Source organism: Nonomuraea sp. NPDC048826, assembly GCF_043198225.1.
GTDB lineage: Bacteria > Actinomycetota > Actinomycetes > Streptosporangiales > Streptosporangiaceae > Nonomuraea.
Genome location: NZ_JBICUQ010000001.1, coordinates 969839 through 991801, shown reverse-complemented (window position 1 = coordinate 991801; position 21963 = coordinate 969839). Strand labels below are relative to the sequence as shown.

Here is a 21963-nt window from a genome sequence, read left to right as displayed (position 1 = left end):
CCATGCTGCACGTCTCCGGAGCTCAGCTCCGCACGGCCGACGACCGGCCCGTACGCCTGCGCGGCGTCGGGCTGGGCGGCTGGATGAACCTGGAGAACTTCATCACCGGCTATCCGGCCAACGAGTCGTCGATGCGCACGGCGGTGCGTCAGGTGCTGGGCGAGGAACGTGCCGCGTTCTTCTTCGACCGGCTGCTGTCTTCCTTCTTCACCGAGCAGGACGCGGCGTTACTGGCCGGGCTGGGCATGAACTGCGTCCGCATCCCGATCAGCTATCGGCACTTCGAGTCGGACGACCGGCCCTTCGAGATCATCGAGTACGGTTTCCGCCACCTGGACCGGGTCGTCGACCTGCTCGGCCGGCACGGCATCTACAGCGTGATCGACCTGCACGCGCTGCCAGGCTCGCAGAACCAGCACTGGCACTCCGACAACCCGACGCACGTGGCCGCCTTCTGGCAGCACCGCCACTTCCAGGACCGGGCCGTGCACCTGTGGGAGGCCCTCGCCGACCACTACCGGGACAACCCGTGGGTGGCCGGCTACAACCCGGCCAACGAACCGGGGGACCCGAGCGGCAAGGTCATCGGCCCGTTCTACGACCGGCTGGTCAAGGCGGTGCGCGCGGCCGACCCCCGGCACGTGCTGTTCCTGGACGGCAACACGTACTCGACCGACTTCTCGATCTTCCGGGAGGTGTACGAGAACACGGTGTTCGTCTGTCACGACTACGCCATGGCCGGGTTCGCCCACGGCGGCGGCTACCCCGGCTACACGCACGGCCGGTGGTGTGACAAGGACGAGCTGGAGCACACGTTCCGGCAGCGGTCGCGGTTCCAGCGCGAGACCGGGACCCCGCTTTGGGTCGGCGAGTTCGGGCCCGTCTACACCGGGAACCCCGAGCGGGACGCCGAGCGCTACCAGATCCTCCGCGACCAGCTGGAGATCTACGACCGGCACGAGGCCGGCTGGTCCCTGTGGACCTACAAGGACGTGGGCCTGCAGGGGCTGGTGTGCGCGGGCGGGCCGTACCTGGAGAGGTTCGGCCCGTTCATCGACAAGAAGCGGCGGCTCGGCGCGGACCGGTGGGGCTCCACCATGGAGGAGTGCGCCGACGCGCTCGCCCCGCTGCACGCCCTGGTGGAGACCGAGTTCCCCACCTGGGACCCGTACCCGTGGGGCGCCCGCTACCAGACCGACGACCTGATCCGGCACATCCTCATCGCCCAGGCGCTGCTGCCCGAGTACGCCGAGCTGTTCAGGGGCCTCGACGACAGTGAGCTCGCCGCGCTGGCCGACTCGTTCGCGCTGGAGCACTGCCACCGCCGCGAACCCCTGCTGGACCTGCTGTCCGGCTCCCTGGGCGGGACCGCCTCACCCTGAGGAGAGCCGGAACCTGTCCCTGTCGTCGCGCCGGTCGCGGTCGAGGAAGGTCGACCCCACGGACACGGTCACGCTGTCGCGGCCGGCGTCGCGGACCCGGATCGGGACGCTCACCCGTACCGGATGACCCGGGCGGACCAGCGGGAGCACGCACGTCACCCGCTGGCCCGCCGCGGCGCAGCCGGGCGCGGACCCCACCCGCGCGCCGGGCGGGAGCGTGAACGTGACCGGCACCCGGGCCGCCGCCATCAGCCCGCGCATGGTCACGGTCGCGGTGACCCGGCGGCCGGTGCCGGAGCCCTCCACCGACAGCGCGTCGTACACGCCTCGGGGGTCGGCCCTGCGGATCATCGCGCCGAAGCTCTCCCGGCCGAGCGGGTTCGCCACCGCGTAGCCGTGGCCGGCCTCGTCGTTCGCCCCCGAGGTGAGCACTCCCAGCAGCAGGCCGCCGTCCCTGTCGAGCCACGGGCCGCCGCTGTTGCCGCCGTACAGGTGGCAGTTGTCGGTGCGCATCCGCCCGCCGGTCCCGCGCAGCGCGTGGCCGGGCCACAGCCGGGTCCTGGCCAGGCACCAGAGCTGGCGGGTGCCGTCGTACGGGGCGTCGCTCGGGTAGCCGAGGCTGGTGACGGTGTGGCCGCCGCCCTCGTTGCGCACCGGCGTGAACCCGCCCACCGCGTCCTGCAGCGTCGTGTCGCCCCGCCGGCCGACCTCGATCAGCGCCAGGTCGTAGATGGAGTCCCAGTCGAAGGGGGACACGCCGGTGAACGGCCGCGGCTTCCACACGCGCCGGGCGCCCCACACGCCGTAGGGCGCGCGGTCGCGCGGGTTCTCGGCCCGGCCGTCGTACGCGGGCACGAACGCGATGTTCTGCGACCACCTGCCCTGCCCGCCCCGGCCGGGCACCCCGTACACGCAGTGCGCGGCGGTCACCAGCAGCAGCCCGCGCGCCGAGCGGATCACCGCGCCGGTGCACGACCTGCGGCTTCCGGCCGCGTCCAGGAAGAACAGGCGGCCGGTGGCCCGGCTGTCGTGCGCCCGCCGGTAGGGCCGGTCCATCCGGCCGTAGCCGTTGGCGTCGGCGCCCGGCGTCAGCCGCTTGTTCCTCGGCACGCTCGCCCACTCCCCCGCCGAGCGCGGGATGACCACGTTCTCCGGCAGGTCGATGGCGTCGGCCTTGGACTGCTTCCTGGCCGTCCAGTAGTCGATCGCCCGCTGCGGGTCCATGACCGGGGAGACCTCGGCCCCCGGCACGGGCGGCGGCGCGGCAGCGGCCTCCACGGGCGGCGCGACCAGCGCGGTGCTCACCGTCACCAGCGCGAGCAGGGTGCTTCGGCGTGACATCGGTCCCCCTATAGATCGAATCCCAGGAAGCACAGTAAGTCACATCGCCAGCACGCCCCGTGACCGACTCCCGTCCGGGGCCGGATCTATCGGGTTCGTCGGCAGTGCTCCGGCCTTCAGGCCGGGGAGGAGTTCAAAGACCGGTGGGCATCGCGTAGCCCGACGTGGAGGTGTGGCCCGCGCCGTTGACGACGGTGATCGCGATCCACGGCCGCGCCGGGTCCGGATCGGCCGGCGTGAACGGCGCCCACGCGGACTCCAGACCGCCGCGACCGGGATCGTGCCACTCCTGGGGCGCCTCCACCGTCACCGCGCCCACCCCGGCGCGGTGGTAGGTGAAGCGGATGGTGCCGCCCCGCAGGTGGTGGCCCTCGACCGTGACGCCCGGCACCCCGTCGCGGGTGGCCGGGGCGGCGCGGGCCACGATCGGCTCCTGCCAGCCCGCCACCAGCTCGTCGGCCAGCGACGGCGCGGACGGGTCGTCGCGGCAGGTCAGGAACGGGTCCCAGCCGTACGCGATGATCTTGTGCGGGGCGGCCGCCGCGACCTGCTCGTCCACCCGGGCCTTGGTGGTGCGGCCGCGCAGCGGGAACGGGTCGGCCCGGCCGCACTCGCCCGCCGCCTGGGCCGGCTCGAACACCTCGACGTTCACCCACAGCTCCACCCCGGGCGTCACCCGCCGGGCCGCGGCCTCGATGTAGTCGCGGGTGGAGCCGTAGTAGGCCTGCCGGTTGGTGACCTTGCCGGTGATCGGCTCCAGGCGGGGGTCGACCGGCGCGTCCACCTCGTCCGCCCCGTACACCGGGACCTTGCCGACGCCGCGCCCGTCCTGGATAGCGATGACCATCGGCGCCCCGGCGCGGGTGGCCGCGATCTCGTCGAACCCCCGCTCCACCTGCTCCGGCGGGAAGCCGCGGCCCCGGCGGGCGTCCCAGAACGGGCTCACCATGATCTTCACCCCGGGCCAGGCGCGGGCGACCGCCTCGTGCTGCGCCGCGTACAGGGCGATGATCGGGTCGTCGTCGGCCCGGTCGCGCATGGCCAGCTCGAACGACTGGTAGAGGCCGCCGAGCGCGGCCGAGCCCCCGTACCGCTGCCGGTAGTCGGTCACCACCCGCTCGGTGAACGCGTTGAGCGCCGGCAGGTGGGCCAGGCCGGGCAGCCACGGCTTGACCTCGTCCTTGGGCGGCACCGGCAGGCCGGGGAAGACCCGCATGCCCTGCGCGGCGGCCTCGGTCATCATGTGCCCCACGCCGTCGCCGTCCGCGGCGATCAGCAGCAGGTCGTACGACGACGCCTCGCACGAGTCGCCGAGCATCAGCCGGTAGTAGACCCGGTCGCCGTTCTCCACCCGCCGGTCCAGGCCGGGGCAGCGCAGCACACCGGCCCCGAAGTGCTCGCTCGCGGTGTACGTGTAGACCTGCCTGATGTGCCGGCCGGTGTCGCGGGCGGCCTGGTAGCAGCTCTTGCCGTCTTCCACGCAGTCGTCGAACGCGCCGCCCACCCGCCCGTCCTGGCCGACGGCGGCGGGCAGCAACCGCGCGCCGAACGTGATCAGCGTGTCGGCGCCCACCCCGTGGATGGCCTCGACCATCCGCCGCGTCACACACGGGTCGGAGCGCGGGATCATCCAGTAGCCGGTGATCGGGTAACGGGCCAGGACCCGGGTGTCGCGCGGCGCGCACTCCTGCGCGTCGACCGGCCCCGAGGTGACCCCGCCGACCAGGCTGTCCGGTATGACGGCCAGCACCACCACCGTGACGGCCAGCGCCCACCGCAGGACCCGTTGCAGCACACCCGCCCCTTCGCGCCCGCGTACGACTCACACGCTACGTCGTACAGCCCGATCAAGTTGGGCCTCCTTGCCCACGATTCTCGCGTCTACGCTTTGTTGACCCGAGCTGTCAACGAGGTGAACACCCATGACCGCGCTCGATCGACGTTCCTTCCTCGCGACCGGAGGCGCTCTGGCCACCGGCGTCGCCGTCGAGACCCTGGCCGCCCACGCCGCCTGGGCCGAGGCGGGCCGCGCGCCCGCCACCGGCGGGGAGGGCTACGGCCCGCTCCGCCGCGCCGCCACCAGGAACACCGGCGAGGAGCTGCTCGCCCTCCCCGCCGGGTTCTCGTACGTGGTGCTCGGCAAGACCGGCACCCCGATGTCCGACGGCGTGCTCACGCCCATCGCGCACGACGGGATGGCCGCCTTCCCCGGCACCCGCCGGCACACCGTCCGGCTGATCCGCAACCACGAGGTGCGCACCGCCCCCGGCACCCCGGCCGGCCGCGTGCACGTGCCCGGCTCCGCCCGGTACGACGAGCTGGGCGTCGGGGGCACCACCACGCTGGAGGTGGACCTGCGCAGCGGCGAGGTGGTGCGCCACTTCGTCAGCCTCAACGGCACGATCATCAACTGCGCCGGCGGCCGCATGCTGGGCGACCGCGGCTGGCTGACCTGCGAGGAGACCATCGCCGGCCCGGCCGACGGGTGGCAGCGCAAGCACGGCTACATCTTCGAGGTCCCGCTGCGCGGCCCCTCCCCCGGCAGCCCGGCCGCGTCCATGCCGCTCACCGCGATGGGCCGCTTCTCGCACGAGGCCGTCGCCGTCGACCCGCGCACCGGGTACGTGTACGAGACCGAGGACGACTCGGGCAAGCCCGACGGGTTCTACCGGTTCCGCCCGCGCGACCCGCACGACCTGAGCCGCGGCGGCGTGCTGGAGATGCTCAAGATCCGGGGCGTCGACGGCTACGACTGCCGCGAGGGCCAGCGGATGGGCGCCCGGCTGCCGGTCGAGTGGGTGCGGATCGACGACCCCGACCCCGACCTGGAGGGCGGCGCCCCCACCTGCACCCAGCAGGGGCTGGCCAAGGGCGGGGCCAAGTTCAACCGGCTGGAGGGCTGCTGGTGGGGCGACGGCTCGGTGTTCTTCAACTCCACCAGCGGCGGCGACGCCAAGAACGGCGACGCGCCGGGCGCCGACGGCTACGTGGAGGGGTACGGCCAGGTCTGGCGGTACGTCCCCGGCCGTCGTGACGGCGGCACGCTGGTCCTGGTGTACGAGTCGCCGGGGCGCAAGGAACTCGACTCGCCCGACAACCTGACCTTCACCCCGCGCGGCGGCATCGTGCTGTGCGAGGACGACGCCTCCGACGCCGACGCCGACCCGCACCCGCTGGCCCCCGGGCTGGAGAACGTGAACCGGCTGATCGGGCTGGACCCGCGCCGCGGGCGGCCGTTCGAGTTCGCGGTCAACATCGCCGACGACAGCGAGTTCGCCGGGGCGTGCTTCAGCCCCGACGGGTCGGTGCTCTTCGTCAACCAGCTCGGCTCGACCAGTTCCACCGAGCCGCCGGGGCGCACGTACGCGATCAGGGGGCCGTGGCGCAGAGGGCCGCTATAGACGCCGGGCACGGGAGTCGTCAACTGCGAGATTGTCCCAAATCTGCCACACGTGATGGGCTGACTGGGCCTTCTCAGGGACAGGCTTCGGGCATACGTTCCGTTCAGCACGCCTTCGGGGGCATGAGGTGTCGTGCGGATCTCCCTTCACAAGCCGTCCTTCGGGACGGCCCCGCGCCCACGGGCGCATGTCTCCCAAGCCGTCACATGGAAGTGCGACATGACTCTTCGTCAAGGCGTCATCCGTGCCCTCACGCTGGTCACGGCCCTCGCCCTACCGCTCTCCCTCACGACTCCGGCCCAGGCGGGCGGCGGTCTCGACGACGTCTTCGCCAAGCTGCTGGTGAAGCAGGTCAAGGGCGCCAACGTCCAGAAGCATCTCAAGGCGTTCCAGGCCATCGCCGACGCCAACGGGGGCAACCGGGCGGCCGGCACCTCCGGCTACGACGCCTCCCGTGACTACGTCGCGGACAAGCTTCGCAAGGCCGGCTACCGGGTCACCCTGCAGCCGATCAACTTCGTCGAGGGCTGGGTCGAGAACAGCCCGCCCGTGCTGGGCAGCTTCGCCCCGAACGAGGACTTCTACACCTTCCAGCCCTCACCCGCCGGCGACGTGACCGCGCCGGTGCAGGGCGTCGACCTGACCCTGCCGCCCACCCCCACGCCGACCTCGACCAGCGGTTGCGAGATGTCGGACTTCGCGGGGTTCACGCCGGGCAACATCGCGCTGATCCAGCGCGGCACCTGCCCGTTCGCCACCAAGGTGCGCAACGCCGGGTTCGCCGGCGCGTCCGGCATCGTCGTCTTCAACGAGGGCCAGCCCGGCCGGACCGAGGCCAACCCGCTGGACATCGGCGAGTGGCGGGCCGGCATCCCGATGGTCTACGCCGACTTCGCCGTCGGCCAGGCGCTGTCGACCACGACCACACCGGTGCGCCTGGCGGTCGACGCGACGCTCACGCTCGGCACCAACGACAACGTGATCGCCGAAAGCCGCTGGGGCGACGCGCGCAACGTGGTCATGGTCGGCGCCCACCTGGACGGCGTCCCCGAGGGGCCGGGCATCAACGACAACGCCTCGGGCAGCGCCGCCATCCTGGAGACCGCCCTGCAGATGCGGAACTTCCCGGTCAAGAACAAGGTCCGGTTCGCCTTCTGGGCCGCCGAGGAGATCGGCCTGCTCGGGTCGGACCAGTACGTGGAGAGCCTCAGCCAGGCGCAGCGCGACCGGATCAGGGTCTACCTGAACTTCGACATGGTCGCCTCGCCCAACTACGGCCTGTTCCTCTATGACGGCGACGACTCCGACGGCACCGGCGCGCCCGCCGGCCCGCCCGGATCGGCCCAGATCGAGGACCAGCTGGAGGACTTCTTCAAGCACCGCCGCCTGCCCACCCGCGGCACCGACTTCGACGGCCGCTCCGACTACGGGCCGTTCATCGCGGTCGGCATCCCGTCGGGCGGCATCTTCACCGGCGCCGAGGGCACCAAGACGCCGGAGGAGGCGGCCCTGTGGGGCGGCACGGCGGGCCAGGCCTACGACCCGTGCTACCACGCGGCCTGTGACACCCTCGCCAACGTCAACGCGTTCGCGCTGGACGTGAACGCCGACGCGATCGCCGACTCCACGGCCCGGTACGCGTTCGACCTGCGCGCCATCCCGCGCCGGTAGGCCGCGCGAACTCCCCGACGGGAACGGCCCGCACTCCTGCCGGTGCGGGCCGTCTCCCGTCTCACAGGGTCCTGACCACGGTCACCGAGTCGGTGGGCAGGCCGCCGCCCGACGGGGTCTTGTCCACCCCCGGAGGCCGGGGCCGGGAGCCGGGGACGCCGTCGAAACCGAGCGTGACGTCGGCGACCGCCAGCCGGGGCCGCGCGGCGCCGGCGACCCGGAGCGTGAACTCCACCCCCTCCGGCGGCGGGGCGAAGAACTGCACCTCGAACGGCCACGGCCCGGCCTCCTTCTCGGTCGGCGGCAGCGGCACCGCGGCGTGACCGGCCGCCCGGAACTCCCCGCTCTCCACCGGGGCGGCGACGTGCAGGTTCAGCTGGTACGCCGCCCGCTGGGAGCGCACCCGTACCCGCAGGACCGTCTCGTCGCCGTCCCGCCGCTCCTCCAGCACGGTCAGCTCGGGCGCGGGCAGCGTGACGGCGGGCGCCGGCCCGACGCGCGCGGGCCGCTGACGGTACGGGAGCGGCAGGTCCCACGAGGCGGGCACGTGCGGCGCCCGCTCGGCGGCCCACGGGTGCGGCGGCTCGGTCATGCTCACCCAGGTGCCCTGCCGGGCGTCGGCGTCGAGCACATAGGCCAGATGCGCCAGCCGGGGCTGTTCGGCGCCGAACCGGTTGACCTGCAGGCCCACGGCGACCAGCGCCAGGGCCAGCACCCCCGCCCCGGCGGGACCGCCCCACCGGCCGATGCGCCGCCGGACGGCTCCGGCCGGCACCCCGCCGCCTTCCGGGGTGACGGCGGTCAGCAGCGGGAGCGCGGCCAGCACGGCGAAGCCGTAGAAGAGCCCGGCGGGCGCCGCCATGGCCAGCCCGGTCGCGGTGCCGATCGACCGCGCCCCCACACTGAACAACACCACCCCCGGCACCACTCCCAACGCCAGGACGACCATCACCCACACCCCCGAAGCGTCCGCAGGAGGGGCAGGCCGGGTGACTTGGGAGGTCGCCGTCGGGGCGGCGGCCGTCTGGGTTGCCTGGGGGATGGCCGCCGGAGTGGCCGCCGGGGTGACCTGCTGGGTGGACCGCCTGCGGTTCCGTGCCAGTGCGGCGGCGAGGCCGGCGGTGCCGGCCAGGGCCGGGAGGGAGCCGTAGTGTGACGCGCCCGGCATCAGCAGTGCGCCGGCGATCCCCAGAGCCGCCAGCCAGAACAGCACCCCTAGGGTCAGGACCACCGGGTTCAGCCATCGTCGCAGCGTGACGCACCCGGCCCACACCACGGCCACCGCCGTCGCGATCAACGCCAGCCGGTACGGTCCCGGCTGGTAGGGGTCGCTGACCAGGTCCCCGTACCCCGGATCCAGCGCCACCAGCACCGGCCACAGCCCGATGCTCAGCGCGATCATGACGACCAGCATCACGAGCACGGCGCCCGCCCCCGCGAGCAGCCGGGGCACCGTCACGGGCGCCCGGTCCGCGGCCCGCCGGGACGACGACCGGGCGTACCAGGCCACCGCCAGGACGGTGAGGACCGCGAGGACCGCCAGCGGCGTCGCCAGCCCCGCCGGGTACCGGAAGACCACGCCGAAGAGCGCGAAGAACACCTCGTCCGGGGGCGCGCGCAGCTCCCGCAGGTCCGCGCCGCCGAGCTCGCGGACCATGGCGAGCGCGTTGTCCCCGTGCATCTGCAGGGCGCCCCGGTCCAGCGCGGCGGGGGTGTCCCTGGGGTGGTGGTAGTAGGCGCGCCCGCCGGCCAGCCCCAGGTCGATCCCGATCCAGCCCTTCTCCTCCAGCGCGGACAGGTCGGAGTGGAAGCCGGTCTCCCGGTAGGCGTCCACCAGCGCGGACTCGCCCACGGGGTGCGGCATGGCCCGCGCGAACGCCCCCACCAGGGCGCCGCCGCCGGGGGTCACGTTGTAGACGGCCGACGGGGCGGCGTTGCCGGGCCCTTCCAGGTTGACGACGACGCCGCCGTCCCGGGCCAGCGGGTGGCGGGCGAACGCCTCGGCCCCGATGAGCCCGGGTTCCTCGCCGTCGCTGAGCAGGATCACCACGTCGTTGCGGAGCGGCGGCCCGGTGCGCAGGGCGCGGGCGATCTCCAGGATGGTGGCCACGGACGCCTTGTCGTCGCTGGCTCCGGGCGTGGTGGGGGTGGAGTCGTAGTGGGCGGCCAGCACGACGCGGCCGGTGGAGTCCCGTCCGGGGATGACGGCGATGACGTTCTCGGCGACCCCGGCCACCACGTCGCCGCCGCCGAACGCGTGCGCGCCGGTCGCCGTCTGCTCCTCGGGCCGTAGCCCGAGCCGGGTCAGCTCGGCCACGAGGTGGCCGCGGGCGGCGTCGCCCGCTGCGGACCCGATCGGCGTGGGCTCGCCGGCCAGGCGTTCGAGTACCGGCCAGGCCCGTTCGGCGCTGAAGGAGCCGGGCGGCGCGTCCCGTCCGGCGGGCGTGGGCGGCAGCTCGGCCAGCCAGGCGGCGACCGCGAGCAGGGTGACGGCGACGAGCGCGACGGCGGCCGGCAGCCGTCCGCGGGGAAAGGCGTCCATGAGATGCATAATGGATTGTGCACAGCCAGTTGTGCAAGATGCTCTGTGCACAACGAAAAACCAAAGCCCAGGTGACAGCGGCGAAAGTTGCACAGAACTCACGCCACGGCTACGTTGATCGCATGGCTGAGCACGTCCCGCGCAAGCTCGACGACCTTGAGGCGCTGCGCGCGCTCGCCCATCCACGGCGCCAGCGCATCCTCAACCACCTCAGCGCGCGCGGCCCCGCGACCTCCGCCGACCTGGCCCGCGACCTCGACCTCAACACCGGCGCCACGAGCTACCACCTGCGCGAGCTGGCCAAGCACGGCTTCGTCGAGGAGCTGCCAGAGAAGGCCCGCGGCCGCGAGCGCTGGTGGCGCTTCGTTCCCGCCGACCTGCGCTTCCCGCTCCGCAGCGAGCAGGACGAGGAGACCCGGGCCATCCTCGACGAGATGAACGTCCGCTCGATCTCCGACGCCATGCAGGCGTTCCGCCGCGCCCAGGCCGCCGTCGAGCCCGGCGGGTGGGGTGACGCCTTCCCCTATTCGCGGGGCACGATCCGGGTGACGCTGGAGGAGCTCGGAGAGTTCTTCGAGGAGTACATCGCGCTCCTCAACAAGTACGACAGACCGGCGGAGGAGGCGGGCCCCGGCGCGCGGCTCGTCCACACCCGCTTCTTCGCCTATCCGGAGTCCGAGGCGTGAGCCATCACGGGAAGAAGGTGCCATGCGAGTCGTGGTGACGGGTGCGCACGGCAAGGTCGGCCGGGCGGCGGTGCGGGCGCTGATGGCCGCGGGCCACGAGGTGACGGCGGTCGACGTCACCCGCCCGGTCTGGGAGCGGCCCGGCCCGGCCGAGCCCGGCTACCGGCAGGCCGACCTCACCGACGCGGGCCAGGCGTTCGCGGTGGTGCGCGGGGCGGAGGCCGTGGTGCACGCCGCGGCGATCCCCGACCCCACCCACAACCCGCCCCACGTGGTGTTCCAGAACAACCTGATGGCCACGTTCAACATGATCGAGGCGGCGGTGGCGCTCGGGGTGCCCCGGTTCGTCAACATCTCCAGCGAGACCGTGCCGGGCTTCTTCTTCCCCGATCGGCCGTTCCTGCCGTCGTACGCGCCGATCGACGAGGACCACCCGATCGCGCCGCAAGACCCGTACGCGCTCTCGAAGCACTTCGGCGAGCAGCTCATGGACGCCGCGGTGCGCCGGTCGGACATCCGGTGCGTCTCGCTGCGGCCGAGCTGGGTGCAGCACGCCGGCAACTACGAGCGCAACCTCGGCCCGCAGCTCCGCGACCCTTACCAGCCGAGCGCGGGGCTGTGGAGCTACATCGACGTGGACGACCTGGCCGACGCGATCGTGCTGGCCGTCGAGTCCGGGCTCACGGGTCACGAGGTGTTCTGCATCGCCTCCCCCGACAACGCGGCCGGCCGCGGGCTGGCCGACCTGATCACCGCTGTCTACGGGGAGGCGATCCCGATCAGGCCGCTGTCCAGGCCCGACGCGTCCGGGATCTCCTGTGAGAAGGCCGTGCGCATGCTCGGCTGGCGGCCGTCGCGCTCCTGGCGCGACCACCTCGGCGAGGACGGGCGGGCGCTGCCGGAGCAGGCACGCCCGTGACCGGTCAGCGGCGTCCCGAGGCGGGGCGGATCCCGGCGAACGGGCTCAGCTCGCCCCAGCCGGCCAGCGTCCTGACCAGCCACGGCGGCCCCGTGACGGCGATGCCCCCGGCGGCCTGGGCGCTCCCCAGCGAGACCGAGCCGCCGTGCCAGCGCACCAGCCACTCGGCGTCGGTGACGACCACGCCGTCCTCCTCGAAGCCGGGCGCCCGCACGCACACCTCGTTGCCGCGCACCGACACGACCAGCCAGTAGCGGCCGGGCCCGCGGGCCGCCTCGACGTCGAACCGCACCACCACCCGGTCCTTGGGCAGGGTGCCGGGCCGGATCAGCCGCGACAGCGCCCACAGCATGAGGTAGGGGTCGAGGTTCTCGGGCAGCACCTCGCGCCAGCGGGCGCCCCAGACGCCGAGGGCCAGGCACACCTCCGTCAGCTCGGCCCCGGCGTCGGTCAGGTGGTAGCCGCCGCCGTCGCGGCGCTCCACCACGCCGTCGCGCTCCAACCGGCGCAGCCGCTGGGTGAGCACGCTGCGCGGCAGTCCGGGCGCGCCCTCCAGGATCTCGCCGAAGCGGTGGCAGCCCACCATGAGATTGCGCAGGATGATCGGCGTCCAGCGCTCGGCGAAGACCTCCGCGCCGAGCGCGATCGGACAGTACTGGCCGTAGCCCTTCACGTCCTCCACTCTCCCAGCCGGCGGGCTCCGCGATAAGGACGAAAACCGAACCGCGCGGTGGGTTCGCATGTCGAACTTCTCCTCCCTGTCCCCCGAGGTCCAGGCTGAAAGAGAGCCACGACGACGGGACGAGGGAGGACAGGGATGGAGACCGGGCGTGAACTGTGGCGACTGGGCGACTACGCGGTCATCGCGAACCTGGTTGCGGCCCAGGGCAGGACCCTGGTGGAGGCGTGCCGGGTCGGTCCGGGGCAGCGGGTGCTGGACGTCGCGGCGGGCGCCGGCAACGCGGCGATCCCGGCGGCCGGGCGCGGCGCCTCGGTGGTGGCCACCGACGTGACGCCGGAGCTGCTGGACACCGGCCAGCGGCTGGCCGAAAAGCGCGGGGTGGCGCTGGAGTGGCGGGAGGCGGACGCCCAGCGGCTGCCGTTCGCCGACGGGGAGTTCGACGTCGTGCTCTCCTGCGTCGGCGCGATGTTCGCGCCGGACCACGAGGCGGTGGCGGACGAGCTGCTGCGGGTGTGCCGGCCCGGCGGGGTGGTCGGGATGGCGAACTGGACCCCCGACGGCTCGGCGGGCGACTTCTTCCGGGTGGTGGGACGGCACGCGCCGCCCCCGCCGCCAGGCGACTCCCCGCTGGACTGGGGGGTGCCTCAGCACGTGCGCGACCTGCTCGCCCGCCCCGGCGTGACGGTGGAGACCCGCGTCGAGGAGGTCCCGGTGGCGTTCGGCGGTTCGCCGCGTGACCTGCACGCGCTCTACCGGGACCACTTCCCCCCGGTGGTGGCCGTCCGCGCCGCGCTGGACGCCGAGGGGGCCGCCGCCTTCGACGCGGACCTGCTCGCCTTCTTCACCACCGAGAACCGGGCGGCGGCCGGCGAGCCGGTCGACATCGCGTACGAGTACCTGTTGGTGCTCGCCACGAAGGCGGACGGCCCCTGACGGCGCGTCAGTTGGTCAGCGGACCGAACTCCTTACGGGTGTCGATCACCTCGCCGAACAGCTCCCAGCGCTCGCCCTTGAACTCCATGAGCTGCATCGACTCGATCGGGAAGGCGTCGTCGGCCGAGGTCTGCAGGACCACGCCGGGCAGGAGCATGTCCACCTGGACGTTCTGCAGGTTGCGCACCGACTCCATCAGGCCCTCACGGGTCTTGCAGGGCGCGGCCTCCATCGCCTTGTGGAAGCTGCTCGCCACGGCCCAGCCGAAGGTGTGGTACGGGATGTTGGGGTCCGCGCCGGCCGCGTACTGGGCCATCTTCTCCTTGTAGAGCTTCATCTCCGCGTCGTCGGCCCACCGCGGGTCGTTCGGGTCCTTGTAGTACGAGGAGGACACGACGCCCTGCACGTTCTCGAAGCCGACGGGCTTGAGCACGGTGATGGAGGCGGCCACGTTGTTGACGATGTGCAGCGGGTTCCACTTGGGGTTCTTGGCGTCGGCGGCCAGCGCCTGCGAGCCGAACTTGGGGGTGGTGATGTTCAGGAACACGTCGGCGCCGGACTCGGCGAGGTTGCGCATCTGCGGATCGATGCTCGGGTCGGTGACCTCGTAGCTCTGCTCGGCCACGACGGTGACCTTCGAGCCTTCGATGGCGCGCTTGAAGCCGCCGAACAGGTCCTTGCCGAAGTCGTCGTTCTGGTAGAGCACCGCGACCTTGGCGTCGGGCTTCTCCGTCTTGAGGTACTGGGCGTAGACGCGCGCCTCGGAGACGTAGTTGGGCTGCCAGCCGATGGTCCACGGGTGCTCGGTGTCGGTGCCCCACTGGGAGGCGCCGGTGGCGACGAACACCTGCGGCACCTTGCGCTGGTTGGTGTAGTCCCAGGTGGCGGTGGTGGAGGGGGTGCCCAGCGTCTGGAAGAGCGCGAACACCTGCTCCTGCTCGACCAGCCTGCGCGCCTCCTCGACGGCCTTCGGCGGCTGGTAGCCGTCGTCGCGCACGACGAACTCGACCTTGCGCCCGGCGACGCCGCCCTTCTCCGCGTTCACGTAGTCGAAGTACGCCTTGATGCCCTTGGGGATGTCACCGTAGGCGGACGCCGGCCCCGACAGCGGGTAGATGCCGCCGAGCTTGAGCGTGGTGTCCGTCATGCCGGTGGTCTGCTGTCCCTGGCACTGTCCCTGGGCGGCGCTGGACGTCGCCTGCCCGCCGGTCTCCCCCCGACCCCCGCAGGCCGCCGCGGCGATCACCAGGGTGGCCGTCACCGCCGTACGGCCGATCGCAGTTAAACGCATTCCTGTTACCCCTTCCGGAGGGTCTTCTTGAGAGAGTTGGCCGCGCGTCCCGCCAGGCCGGCCAGGCCGGTCGGGGCCACGTACATCACCGCGATGATCAGGAGGCCGAAGATCACGCCGGGCGCGGCGTCGTTGATGTCCTGCGAGAGGCTGGGCACGAACATCACGAACAGTGCGCCGAGCACCGGTCCGGACAGCGAGCCGAGCCCGCCGACGACGATGCCCGCCAGCAGCGTGATCGAGAGCGTGACGGGGAACGAGTCCGGCGAGACGAACCCGATCACCCACGTGTAGACGCAGCCCGCCGCCCCGGCGAACATCGCGCTCCAGGCGAAGGCGAGCGTCTTGTAGAACGACAGCCGCACGCCCATGACCTCGGCCGCGATCTCGTTGTCCCGGACCGCGTGCAGCGCCCGCCCGACCCGCGACCGCAGCAGCCCGGCGGCCAGCAGGAAGGACGCGAGCGCGACGGCCAGGGCGAGGAAGTAGAGCCACTGGTCCTCGGCCAGCCCGGTCCACGCGGGCGGCGCCGGCTTGGCCAGCGACAGCCCCATGGAGCCGCCGGTGACCTCCTCGAACCGTTTGAGCAGCGGCACCAGGAAGATCGCGATCGCGAGCGTGACCAGCGCCAGATAGAGGCCGCGCAGCCGCATCGCGGGCACGCCCAGCACCAGCCCCAGCGCGAACGCCACGGCGGCGGCCACGGGCAGCGTCGCCAGGTAGGGCACGTCCCAGTGGAACATCATGATCGCGGCCCCGTACGCGCCCGCCGCGAAGAAGGCGCCGTGCCCGAGCGAGATCTGCCCGGCGTGCCCGACCAGGACGTTCAGCCCGAGCAGCGCCACCGCGTAGACCAGCACCATGGTGAGCTGGAAGACGTGGAACGGCACGAGCTGGAACGGCGCGTAGAGCGCGGCGGCCAGCAGCACGCCGGCCACGATCCACTGCCTGCGCACCCGCCGGCGCGGCTCCTGCGCCTGCCCCCGCGGAGGCGCGCCGGCTCTGCTGGTGACCTGTGTCGACTCGCTCATGCCCGCTCCACCACCGCTCGCCCGAACAGCCCCTGGGGCCGCAGCAACAGCACGCCGAGGATGATCACCAGCGGCACGCCGATCTTCAGGTCGGACCCGATGGCCCCGACGTAGGCGCCGGCCAGCGTCTCGGCCACGCCCACGATCAGCCCGCCGGCGACCGCGCCCGCCGGGCTGTCGAAGCCGCCCAGCGTGGCGGCGGCGAAGGCGTAGATCAGGACGCCGCCCATCATGTTCGGCTCCAGGAACAGCAGCGGCGCGACGAGCACGCCGGACACCGCGCCGACGGTGGCGGCCAGCCCCCAGCCGAGGGCCAGCGTCAGCCCCACCCGGATGCCGACCAGCCGGGCGGAGACCGGGTTGGTGGCCACCGCGCGCATCCCGAGGCCGATCTTGGTGTGCTGGAACAGCAGGTAGAGCAGGCCCATGACGGCCCCGACGACCGCGAACACGCCCAGCGTCTGGAAGCCGACGGTCAGCCCGCCCACCTCCAGCGCGCCGCCGGGGAACGGGTTGGGGAAGTCCTTGATGAGGAACGACCAGATCCAGCCCGCGGCGGCGTTGACGAAGATGAACAACCCCACGGTGACGATCACCAGGGTCAGCTCGGGCGCCCCCTCGACCGGCCGGATGATCACCCGTTCGATGAGCATGCCGCCGGCGAACGACACGATCAGCGTGAGCACCAGCGCCAGCCAGAACGGCAGGCCGGCGGCGGTGAACTGCCAGGCGATGTAGGTGGAGAACATGGCCAGCTCGCCCTGGGCGAAGTTGACGATCCCGGTGAACTGGTAGATCAGCACGAGCGCGAGGGCCAGGCTGGCGTAGATGGCGCCGGTGCTCAGCCCCTGGACGACCTGTTGCAGGAATCCGGTCATGGTCAGACCCGGTATCCGAGATAGGACTGGGCGACCTGCTCGTCCTCCTGGATCTGCGCCGCCGTGCCCGACAGCACGATCCGCCCGGTTTCCAGGACGTGCGCCTGCTGGGCGACGCCCAGGGCGAGATGGGCGTTCTGCTCGACGACGACCACGGTGGTGCGCTCCTGTTCGTTGATGGTCCGCACGATCCGGAACAGCTCCCGGGTGATCAGCGGGGCGAGGCCGAGCGACGGCTCGTCCAGCAGGAGCAGCCGTGGGCGCAGCATGAGCGCCCGGCCGAGGGCGAGCATCTGCTGCTCGCCGCCGCTGAGGCTGCCCGCCGCCTGCTTGAGCCGGGGCTTCAGCGCGGGGAAGTAGCTGTAGATGCGGTCGAGGTCCTGCTCCAGGCGGTCGCGCCGGGTGAAGGCGCCCAGGCGCAGGTTCTCCTCGACGGTGAGCGGCATGAACGTGCCCCGGCCCTCGGGGACGTGCGCGACGCCCATCCTGGCCAGCGCGTCGGGCGAGCGGCCGAGCAGTTCGGCGTCGCCGAGCCGGACGCCGCCGCGCCCCTTGACCATGCCGGACAACGCCCGCAGCAGGGTCGTCTTGCCCGCCCCGTTGGGGCCGAGGATGGCGCAGATCTCGCCCTCGCCCACGGTGAAGGTGACGTCGTGCAGCACCTGGGCGCCGCCGTATCCGGCGTTCAGCCCGGTGACCACCAGCTCGCTCATACCGCCGTCCCCAGGTAGGCCTCGATGACGCCGGGATCGCGCTGGATCTCCGCCGGCGGGCCTTCGGCGATCTTCTTGCCGAAGTCCAGGCACACGATCCGGTCGCAGGTGCTCATGACGAAGCCCATGTGGTGCTCGACCACCACCACGGTCAGGTCCAGGTCCTCGCGGAGGGCGCGCAGGGTGCCGGCGAACTCCTCCACCTCGGCCGAGTTGAGCCCGTTGACCGGCTCGTCCAGCAGCAGCAGGCGCGGCTCCGCGGCCAGCGCCCTGGCCAGCTCCACCCGTTTGAGCGTGCCGAACGGCAGCCCGGCCGCCGGATGGTCGGCGACCGCGGACAGGCCGAGCCGCTCCAGCAGGGCGTCGGCCTCGGCGCGCAGCCGCCGCTCCTCGCCGCGCACCCCGGGCAGCCGCAGCGCCGCCGTGAGGAACCCGGCCCGGCCCCGGTGGTGCGCCCCGACCAGCACGTTGTCCCGGACGGAGACGCGCGGGAACAGGCCGAGGTTCTGGAACGTACGGGCGATGCCGAGCCCCGCGATGGCGTGCGGCGGCGCCGCGAGCAGGTCCTCGCCCTCGTAGCGGACCCGCCCTTCGTCGGCCCGGTAGCGACGGGTCAGGCAGTTGAACAGGGTGGTCTTGCCGGCGCCGTTCGGACCGATCAGGCCCACCATCTCGCCGTTCGCCACGGAGAACCCGACGCCGTCGAGCGCCGTGATGCCGCCGAACCGGACGGTGAGATCGTGTACTTCCAGCATCCGGCCTCCTGGGGCACTGCGAGCGGAAGAATGTTCTGAAGTTGGGGTCAGCGTAGGTTCGGCCCCTCCGTGACCGCATTGGGCACGGCGACCCAACATGCGCGCGGAAGGTTGTCCACGGGACACAGCGACTGTCTCGGAGCGGTTACGAGCCGTTGACCTCCCCGCAACCGGCGAGGATCATCCCGGACATGTCCAGTGGTACCGGCGGTCGCGCCGGCGCGGAAACGTTCACTGGTACGGAGCCGGTCCGGACGCAGCGTGCCCGGATCCTCTCCGAACTGCTCTCCGACCTCGACAGGCTGGCCGAGATCGCGGTGGCCACGATGCGCGCCGAGATCCCCGCCTACGCCGCCCAGAGCGAGGCGTTCCTGGCCGACGTGCGCGACCAGGTGGTGCGCCACTACCGGGGCAAGCTCGCCGTGCTGTTCGAGGACCGGACGGTGAGGCCGGAGGACATCGCCTACGTGCGTCAGGCCGCGATGCGCCGGGCCAGGGCCGGGGTGGCGCTGGCCGACTACATCAACGCCTTCCGGGTGGGTCAGCAGGTGTTCTGGGAGTCGGTGCTGGCCAGGGCCGGCCACACCTACGCCGGGCGCGAGGCGGCGCTGTCGCTGGCGGCCCCGCTCATGCGCTACTGCGACTTCGCCAGCACGCACGCCGCCAACGCGTACATGGAGTTCCAGCAGTACGCGGCCGCGGAGGCGGTGCGCGAGACACGGGACCTGCTGGAGACGCTGCTGGCCGGGGCGGTGCCGACACGCGGCCCGCAGCTCGCCGCCGCGCAGGCGCACGGCCTCTGCCCGGACACCCGCACGCCGCTGCTGGTGGTGGTCGCGGTGGTGCTCAGCCCGCAGGGCGTGGTGCCGCGCGGCCCCGACCGGGGCGCGGACGCCCGGCACGCCGCGTGCGCGGCCCTGGCCCGGATGACCGACAGGACCGGGGGACGCACGCTGTCGGTGGTCCGCCAGTCGGAGATCGTGGCCGTCCCGGTGCTCGGTCAGAACGGCGACCCGGAGGAGCTGTGTGATCGGCTGCAGGCGCTGCGGGAGTCGCTGCTGGCCGAAGGTATCGTGCTCGCGATGGGCATCAGCACCGTGGGCGCGGGCATCGCGCAGATCCCCCAGGCCTACCAGGAGGCGCGGGCGGTCCTCGAATTCCTGCCGGAGGACGGCGGGGTGGCCGCGCTGCCGCGCATCACGCCCTTCCAGTACCTCGCCCTGGGCGCCGACGACACCGCGCGCAACCTCGTCGACCCGCGGATCACCGCGCTGCTCGACGAGGACCGGGCCAGGGGCGGGGTGCTGACCGCCACGATCCGCGCGTTCGCCGCCGCCGACCTCAACCTGCGCAGCGCCGCCGAAGACCTGCAGATCCACCCCAACACCGCGCAGTACCGGCTGCGCCGCATCCAGGAGCGCACCGGCCGGAGCCTGCGCCGCATCAACGATCTCGTCGAGCTGCTCGTCGCGATCGCGTTGCAGGACTCGCTGCCTCCCACCAATCCCGAGCGGAAAAGACTGGCCACCGCGACCAATGAGGACCGGGGGATCTCCGACGTACGGTCTTCTCCATGAACCTCGCCGACCGGCTCCACACCTGCGCCGAGCGACTCGGCGACCGGGCGGCCATCACGCTGGACGACGCGGTGCTCAGCTACATGGCGCTCGACCTGATGTCCGCGCGGGTGGCGACGCTGCTGCGCCGCCGCGGCATCGGGATCGGCGACCGGGTGGCGATCATGCTGCCGAACGTGCCCGAGTTCGCCGCCGTCTACTACGGCGTGCTGCGGATGGGCGCCGTCGTGGTGCCGCTCGACCCGCTGCTGCGCAAGCGTGAGATCGCCGCGTACGTGAGCGACTGCGGGCCGCGGCTGCTGGTCGCCTGGCACGCGTTCGCCGAGACCGCCGAGGCCGGCACGGCCGCCACTGGGACCGACTGCTTCTTCGTGGTCCCCGACGAGTTCCGCCGGCTGCTGCGCGGGCTGCCCGCCGACACCGAGGTGACCGCGCGGGACGACGACGACACCGCGGTGATCCACTACACCGCGGGCACCACGGGCCGGGCCAAGGGCATCGAGCTGACCCACGGCAACCTGGGCGGCAACGCGGCGCTCGTGGCCCGCATGCACGCGCTCGGCGTGGACGACGTGGTGCTCGGCGCGCTGCCGCTCTACCACTCCTTCGGCCAGACGTGCTCGCTCAACGCCACCGTGCACGCCGGGGCGCGGCTCACGCTGATGAGCCGCTTCGACGCGGGCCGGGCGCTGGAGGTGATCCGCCGCGACGGGGTGACCGTCTTCCAGGGCGTGCCGACCATGTACATCGCGCTGCTCGACCACCCGGGCGCGTCCGACCTGTCGCTGCTGCGCATCTGCGTCTCCGGCGGCGCGCCGCTGCCGCTGGACGTGCTGCGCGCCTTCGAGGAGCGGTTCGGCTGCGCGATCGTCGAGGGGTACGGGCTCAGCGAGACGTCCGCGGTGGCCGCCACCAACCGCGCCGGCGCGGGCCGCCGGCCCGGCTCGATCGGCTGGCCGGTGCGCGGCATCGAGATGCGCGTGGTCGGCGAGGACGGCCGCCCGGTGCCGTGCGGCGAGATCGGCGAGATCGTGGTGCGCGGCCCGAACGTGATGAAGGGCTACTGGAACAACCCCGACGCCACCGCCGAGGCCATCAAGGACGGCTGGTTCCACACCGGCGACCTGGGCCGGGTGGACGATGACGGGTTCTTCTTCCTCGTCGACCGGCGCAGGGACGTGATCCTGCGCGGCGGCTACACGGTCTACCCGCGCGAGGTGGAGGAGGTGCTCTACGAGCACCCGGCGGTGCGGCAGGCCGCGGTCGTCGGGGTGCCGCACCCGGAGCTGGGCGAGGAGATCGCCGCCGTGGTGGCGCTGCGCGAGCCGGTCAGCCTCGACGAGCTGCGCGCCTTCGTCAAGGATCGGGTGGCGGCCTACAAGTATCCCCGGCACCTCTCGGTCTGCGACGAGCTCCCGGTGAGCCCGACCGGCAAGATACTCAAACGCGCGATCGGGCTCACCTCGCTCCCCCCGCCGGCCGGAGCCGGCGGCGGGCGGGCCGAGCGCGGCCTGATCTGATCAGGAACCCGGCTGGGTGGCGCGCAGCCACCGCAGGGCGCCTCTCGACAGCGCCACCAGGACGTCGACGGCCTCCTCGATCTCGGGGTAGCGGCCTTCCAGGTGGCCGAGCGCCAGCGCGTTGGTGGCCGCGTTGATGCCCTCGGCGATCATCTCCAGCCGCCGCCTGTCGTGCTCGTTGTCGGCGGTGTAGCCGAGCGCGGCCAGGTCGGCGGCGTGGTGGTCGCGGTAGGCCTTGGCGCTCTCCAGCGCGAACTCGCGCAGCGGCGAGGACGGGTCGTGGCGGGCGCGCAGCTGGATGCGCAGCAGCTCGGGGTGGCGGGAGATGGCCTCCAGCGGGATGCGGAAGGTGTCACGGTGGCTCTCCAGCTCGCTGGGCGCCTCACGGGCCTGGCGGCGGGCCTCGCGCATGGCCCGGCGCAGCCGCTCACCGCCCTCGTCGCCGAGAGCGCGCAGCAGGTCCTGCTTGTCCTTGAAGTGGACGTAGAAGCTGGACTGCGCGATGCCCGCGGCCTTGGCGACCTTGACCGTGGTCAGGCCGGCCTCGCCTTCTTCGTCGAGGATCCGCAGGGCGGCCTTGATGAGCCTGCGCCGGGTCAGATCCTTGGCCTCGCTCCTGGTGAGCGGTGTGTTGGTCACGG

At 72.7% G+C, this 21963-nt stretch carries 18 protein-coding genes; 8 read left to right on the top strand and 10 right to left on the bottom strand.

Going from position 1 to position 21963, the window contains the following annotated elements:
• The first annotated feature begins 2 nt into the window (after positions 1 to 2).
• Positions 3 to 1382: a glycoside hydrolase family 5 protein gene (locus tag ACGFI7_RS04865; RefSeq protein ID WP_393399610.1), complete on the top strand. Its 1380-nt coding sequence runs from the start codon at positions 3 to 5 to the stop codon at positions 1380 to 1382.
• Here the strand turns inward: ACGFI7_RS04865 and ACGFI7_RS04860 are convergent.
• The gene (locus tag ACGFI7_RS04860) at positions 1374 to 2723 is read right to left on the bottom strand and encodes a trypsin-like serine peptidase (RefSeq protein ID WP_393399136.1); all 1350 of its coding nucleotides are present in this window, start codon (positions 2721 to 2723) and stop codon (positions 1374 to 1376) included. The genes ACGFI7_RS04865 and ACGFI7_RS04860 overlap by 9 nt on opposite strands.
• Positions 2724 to 2856: 133 nt before the next feature.
• Complete coding sequence (locus ACGFI7_RS04855) at positions 2857 to 4518, bottom strand: DUF4434 domain-containing protein (RefSeq protein WP_393399134.1); 1662 nt, start codon at positions 4516 to 4518, stop codon at positions 2857 to 2859.
• 127 nt (positions 4519 to 4645) lie between these two features.
• Here ACGFI7_RS04855 and ACGFI7_RS04850 point away from each other — a divergent pair, with 127 nt between their 5' ends.
• Together ACGFI7_RS04850 and ACGFI7_RS04845 are read left to right on the top strand one after the other, a co-directional pair.
• Positions 4646 to 6124 (top strand): alkaline phosphatase PhoX, encoded by a 1479-nt coding sequence (locus ACGFI7_RS04850; RefSeq protein ID WP_393399131.1) that lies wholly within the window; start codon positions 4646 to 4648, stop codon positions 6122 to 6124.
• Positions 6125 to 6343: 219 nt separating this feature from the next.
• A complete protein-coding gene (locus ACGFI7_RS04845) occupies positions 6344 to 7795 on the top strand; it encodes a M28 family metallopeptidase (protein WP_393399129.1) in 1452 nt (483 codons plus the stop codon).
• 61 nt (positions 7796 to 7856) lie between these two features.
• On the opposite strand, the gene ACGFI7_RS04840 is transcribed toward ACGFI7_RS04845, so the two are convergent.
• Complete coding sequence (locus tag ACGFI7_RS04840; protein WP_393399126.1) at positions 7857 to 10337, bottom strand: M28 family peptidase; 2481 nt, start codon at positions 10335 to 10337, stop codon at positions 7857 to 7859.
• 122 nt (positions 10338 to 10459) lie between these two features.
• Between ACGFI7_RS04840 and ACGFI7_RS04835 the strand changes: the two genes are divergently transcribed.
• Both ACGFI7_RS04835 and ACGFI7_RS04830 read left to right on the top strand, forming a co-directional pair.
• Entirely contained in the window at positions 10460 to 11023 is a 564-nt protein-coding gene (locus ACGFI7_RS04835) for an ArsR/SmtB family transcription factor (protein WP_393399124.1), read from the top strand.
• Positions 11024 to 11045: 22 nt separating this feature from the next.
• Positions 11046 to 11942, top strand: a complete 897-nt coding sequence (locus tag ACGFI7_RS04830) for an NAD-dependent epimerase/dehydratase family protein (protein ID WP_393399122.1) — start codon at positions 11046 to 11048, stop codon at positions 11940 to 11942.
• A 4-nt stretch (positions 11943 to 11946) separates the two neighbouring features.
• Here the strand turns inward: ACGFI7_RS04830 and ACGFI7_RS04825 are convergent, their stop codons facing one another.
• On the bottom strand, positions 11947 to 12624 hold the full coding sequence (locus ACGFI7_RS04825) for a winged helix-turn-helix transcriptional regulator (RefSeq protein ID WP_393399120.1): 678 nt from the start codon (positions 12622 to 12624) through the stop codon (positions 11947 to 11949).
• A gap of 135 nt (positions 12625 to 12759) precedes the next feature.
• Between ACGFI7_RS04825 and ACGFI7_RS04820 the strand changes: the two genes are divergently transcribed.
• A complete protein-coding gene (locus ACGFI7_RS04820; RefSeq protein ID WP_393399117.1) occupies positions 12760 to 13557 on the top strand; it encodes a class I SAM-dependent methyltransferase in 798 nt (265 codons plus the stop codon).
• A gap of 7 nt (positions 13558 to 13564) precedes the next feature.
• Here the strand turns inward: ACGFI7_RS04820 and ACGFI7_RS04815 are convergent, their stop codons facing one another.
• Genes ACGFI7_RS04815 through ACGFI7_RS04795 form a run of 5 tightly spaced genes read right to left on the bottom strand, consistent with a single transcriptional unit; the run spans position 13565 to position 18225 of the window.
• On the bottom strand, positions 13565 to 14848 hold the full coding sequence (locus ACGFI7_RS04815) for an ABC transporter substrate-binding protein (RefSeq protein ID WP_393399115.1): 1284 nt from the start codon (positions 14846 to 14848) through the stop codon (positions 13565 to 13567).
• Positions 14849 to 14853: 5 nt separating this feature from the next.
• Positions 14854 to 15879, bottom strand: a complete 1026-nt coding sequence (locus tag ACGFI7_RS04810) for a branched-chain amino acid ABC transporter permease (RefSeq protein WP_393399113.1) — start codon at positions 15877 to 15879, stop codon at positions 14854 to 14856.
• Positions 15876 to 16757: a branched-chain amino acid ABC transporter permease gene (locus ACGFI7_RS04805; protein WP_393399111.1), complete on the bottom strand. Its 882-nt coding sequence runs from the start codon at positions 16755 to 16757 to the stop codon at positions 15876 to 15878. The genes ACGFI7_RS04810 and ACGFI7_RS04805 overlap by 4 nt, the downstream gene beginning before the upstream one ends.
• A 2-nt stretch (positions 16758 to 16759) precedes the next feature.
• Positions 16760 to 17470: an ABC transporter ATP-binding protein gene (locus ACGFI7_RS04800; protein ID WP_393399108.1), complete on the bottom strand. Its 711-nt coding sequence runs from the start codon at positions 17468 to 17470 to the stop codon at positions 16760 to 16762.
• The gene (locus ACGFI7_RS04795) at positions 17467 to 18225 is read right to left on the bottom strand and encodes an ABC transporter ATP-binding protein (RefSeq protein WP_393399105.1); all 759 of its coding nucleotides are present in this window, start codon (positions 18223 to 18225) and stop codon (positions 17467 to 17469) included. The genes ACGFI7_RS04800 and ACGFI7_RS04795 overlap by 4 nt, the downstream gene beginning before the upstream one ends.
• A 191-nt stretch (positions 18226 to 18416) precedes the next feature.
• On the opposite strand from ACGFI7_RS04795, the gene ACGFI7_RS04790 reads away from it, so the two are divergent.
• A complete protein-coding gene (locus tag ACGFI7_RS04790; protein WP_393399103.1) occupies positions 18417 to 19802 on the top strand; it encodes a PucR family transcriptional regulator in 1386 nt (461 codons plus the stop codon).
• Positions 19799 to 21322 (top strand): long-chain fatty acid--CoA ligase, encoded by a 1524-nt coding sequence (locus ACGFI7_RS04785; RefSeq protein WP_393399100.1) that lies wholly within the window; start codon positions 19799 to 19801, stop codon positions 21320 to 21322. Before ACGFI7_RS04790 ends, ACGFI7_RS04785 begins: the two co-directional genes overlap by 4 nt.
• Here the strand turns inward: ACGFI7_RS04785 and ACGFI7_RS04780 are convergent, their stop codons facing one another.
• Positions 21323 to 21961, bottom strand: coding sequence for a TetR family transcriptional regulator (locus tag ACGFI7_RS04780; RefSeq protein ID WP_393399098.1), 639 nt, complete (start codon positions 21959 to 21961; stop codon positions 21323 to 21325).
• Positions 21962 to 21963: the final 2 nt, after the last annotated feature.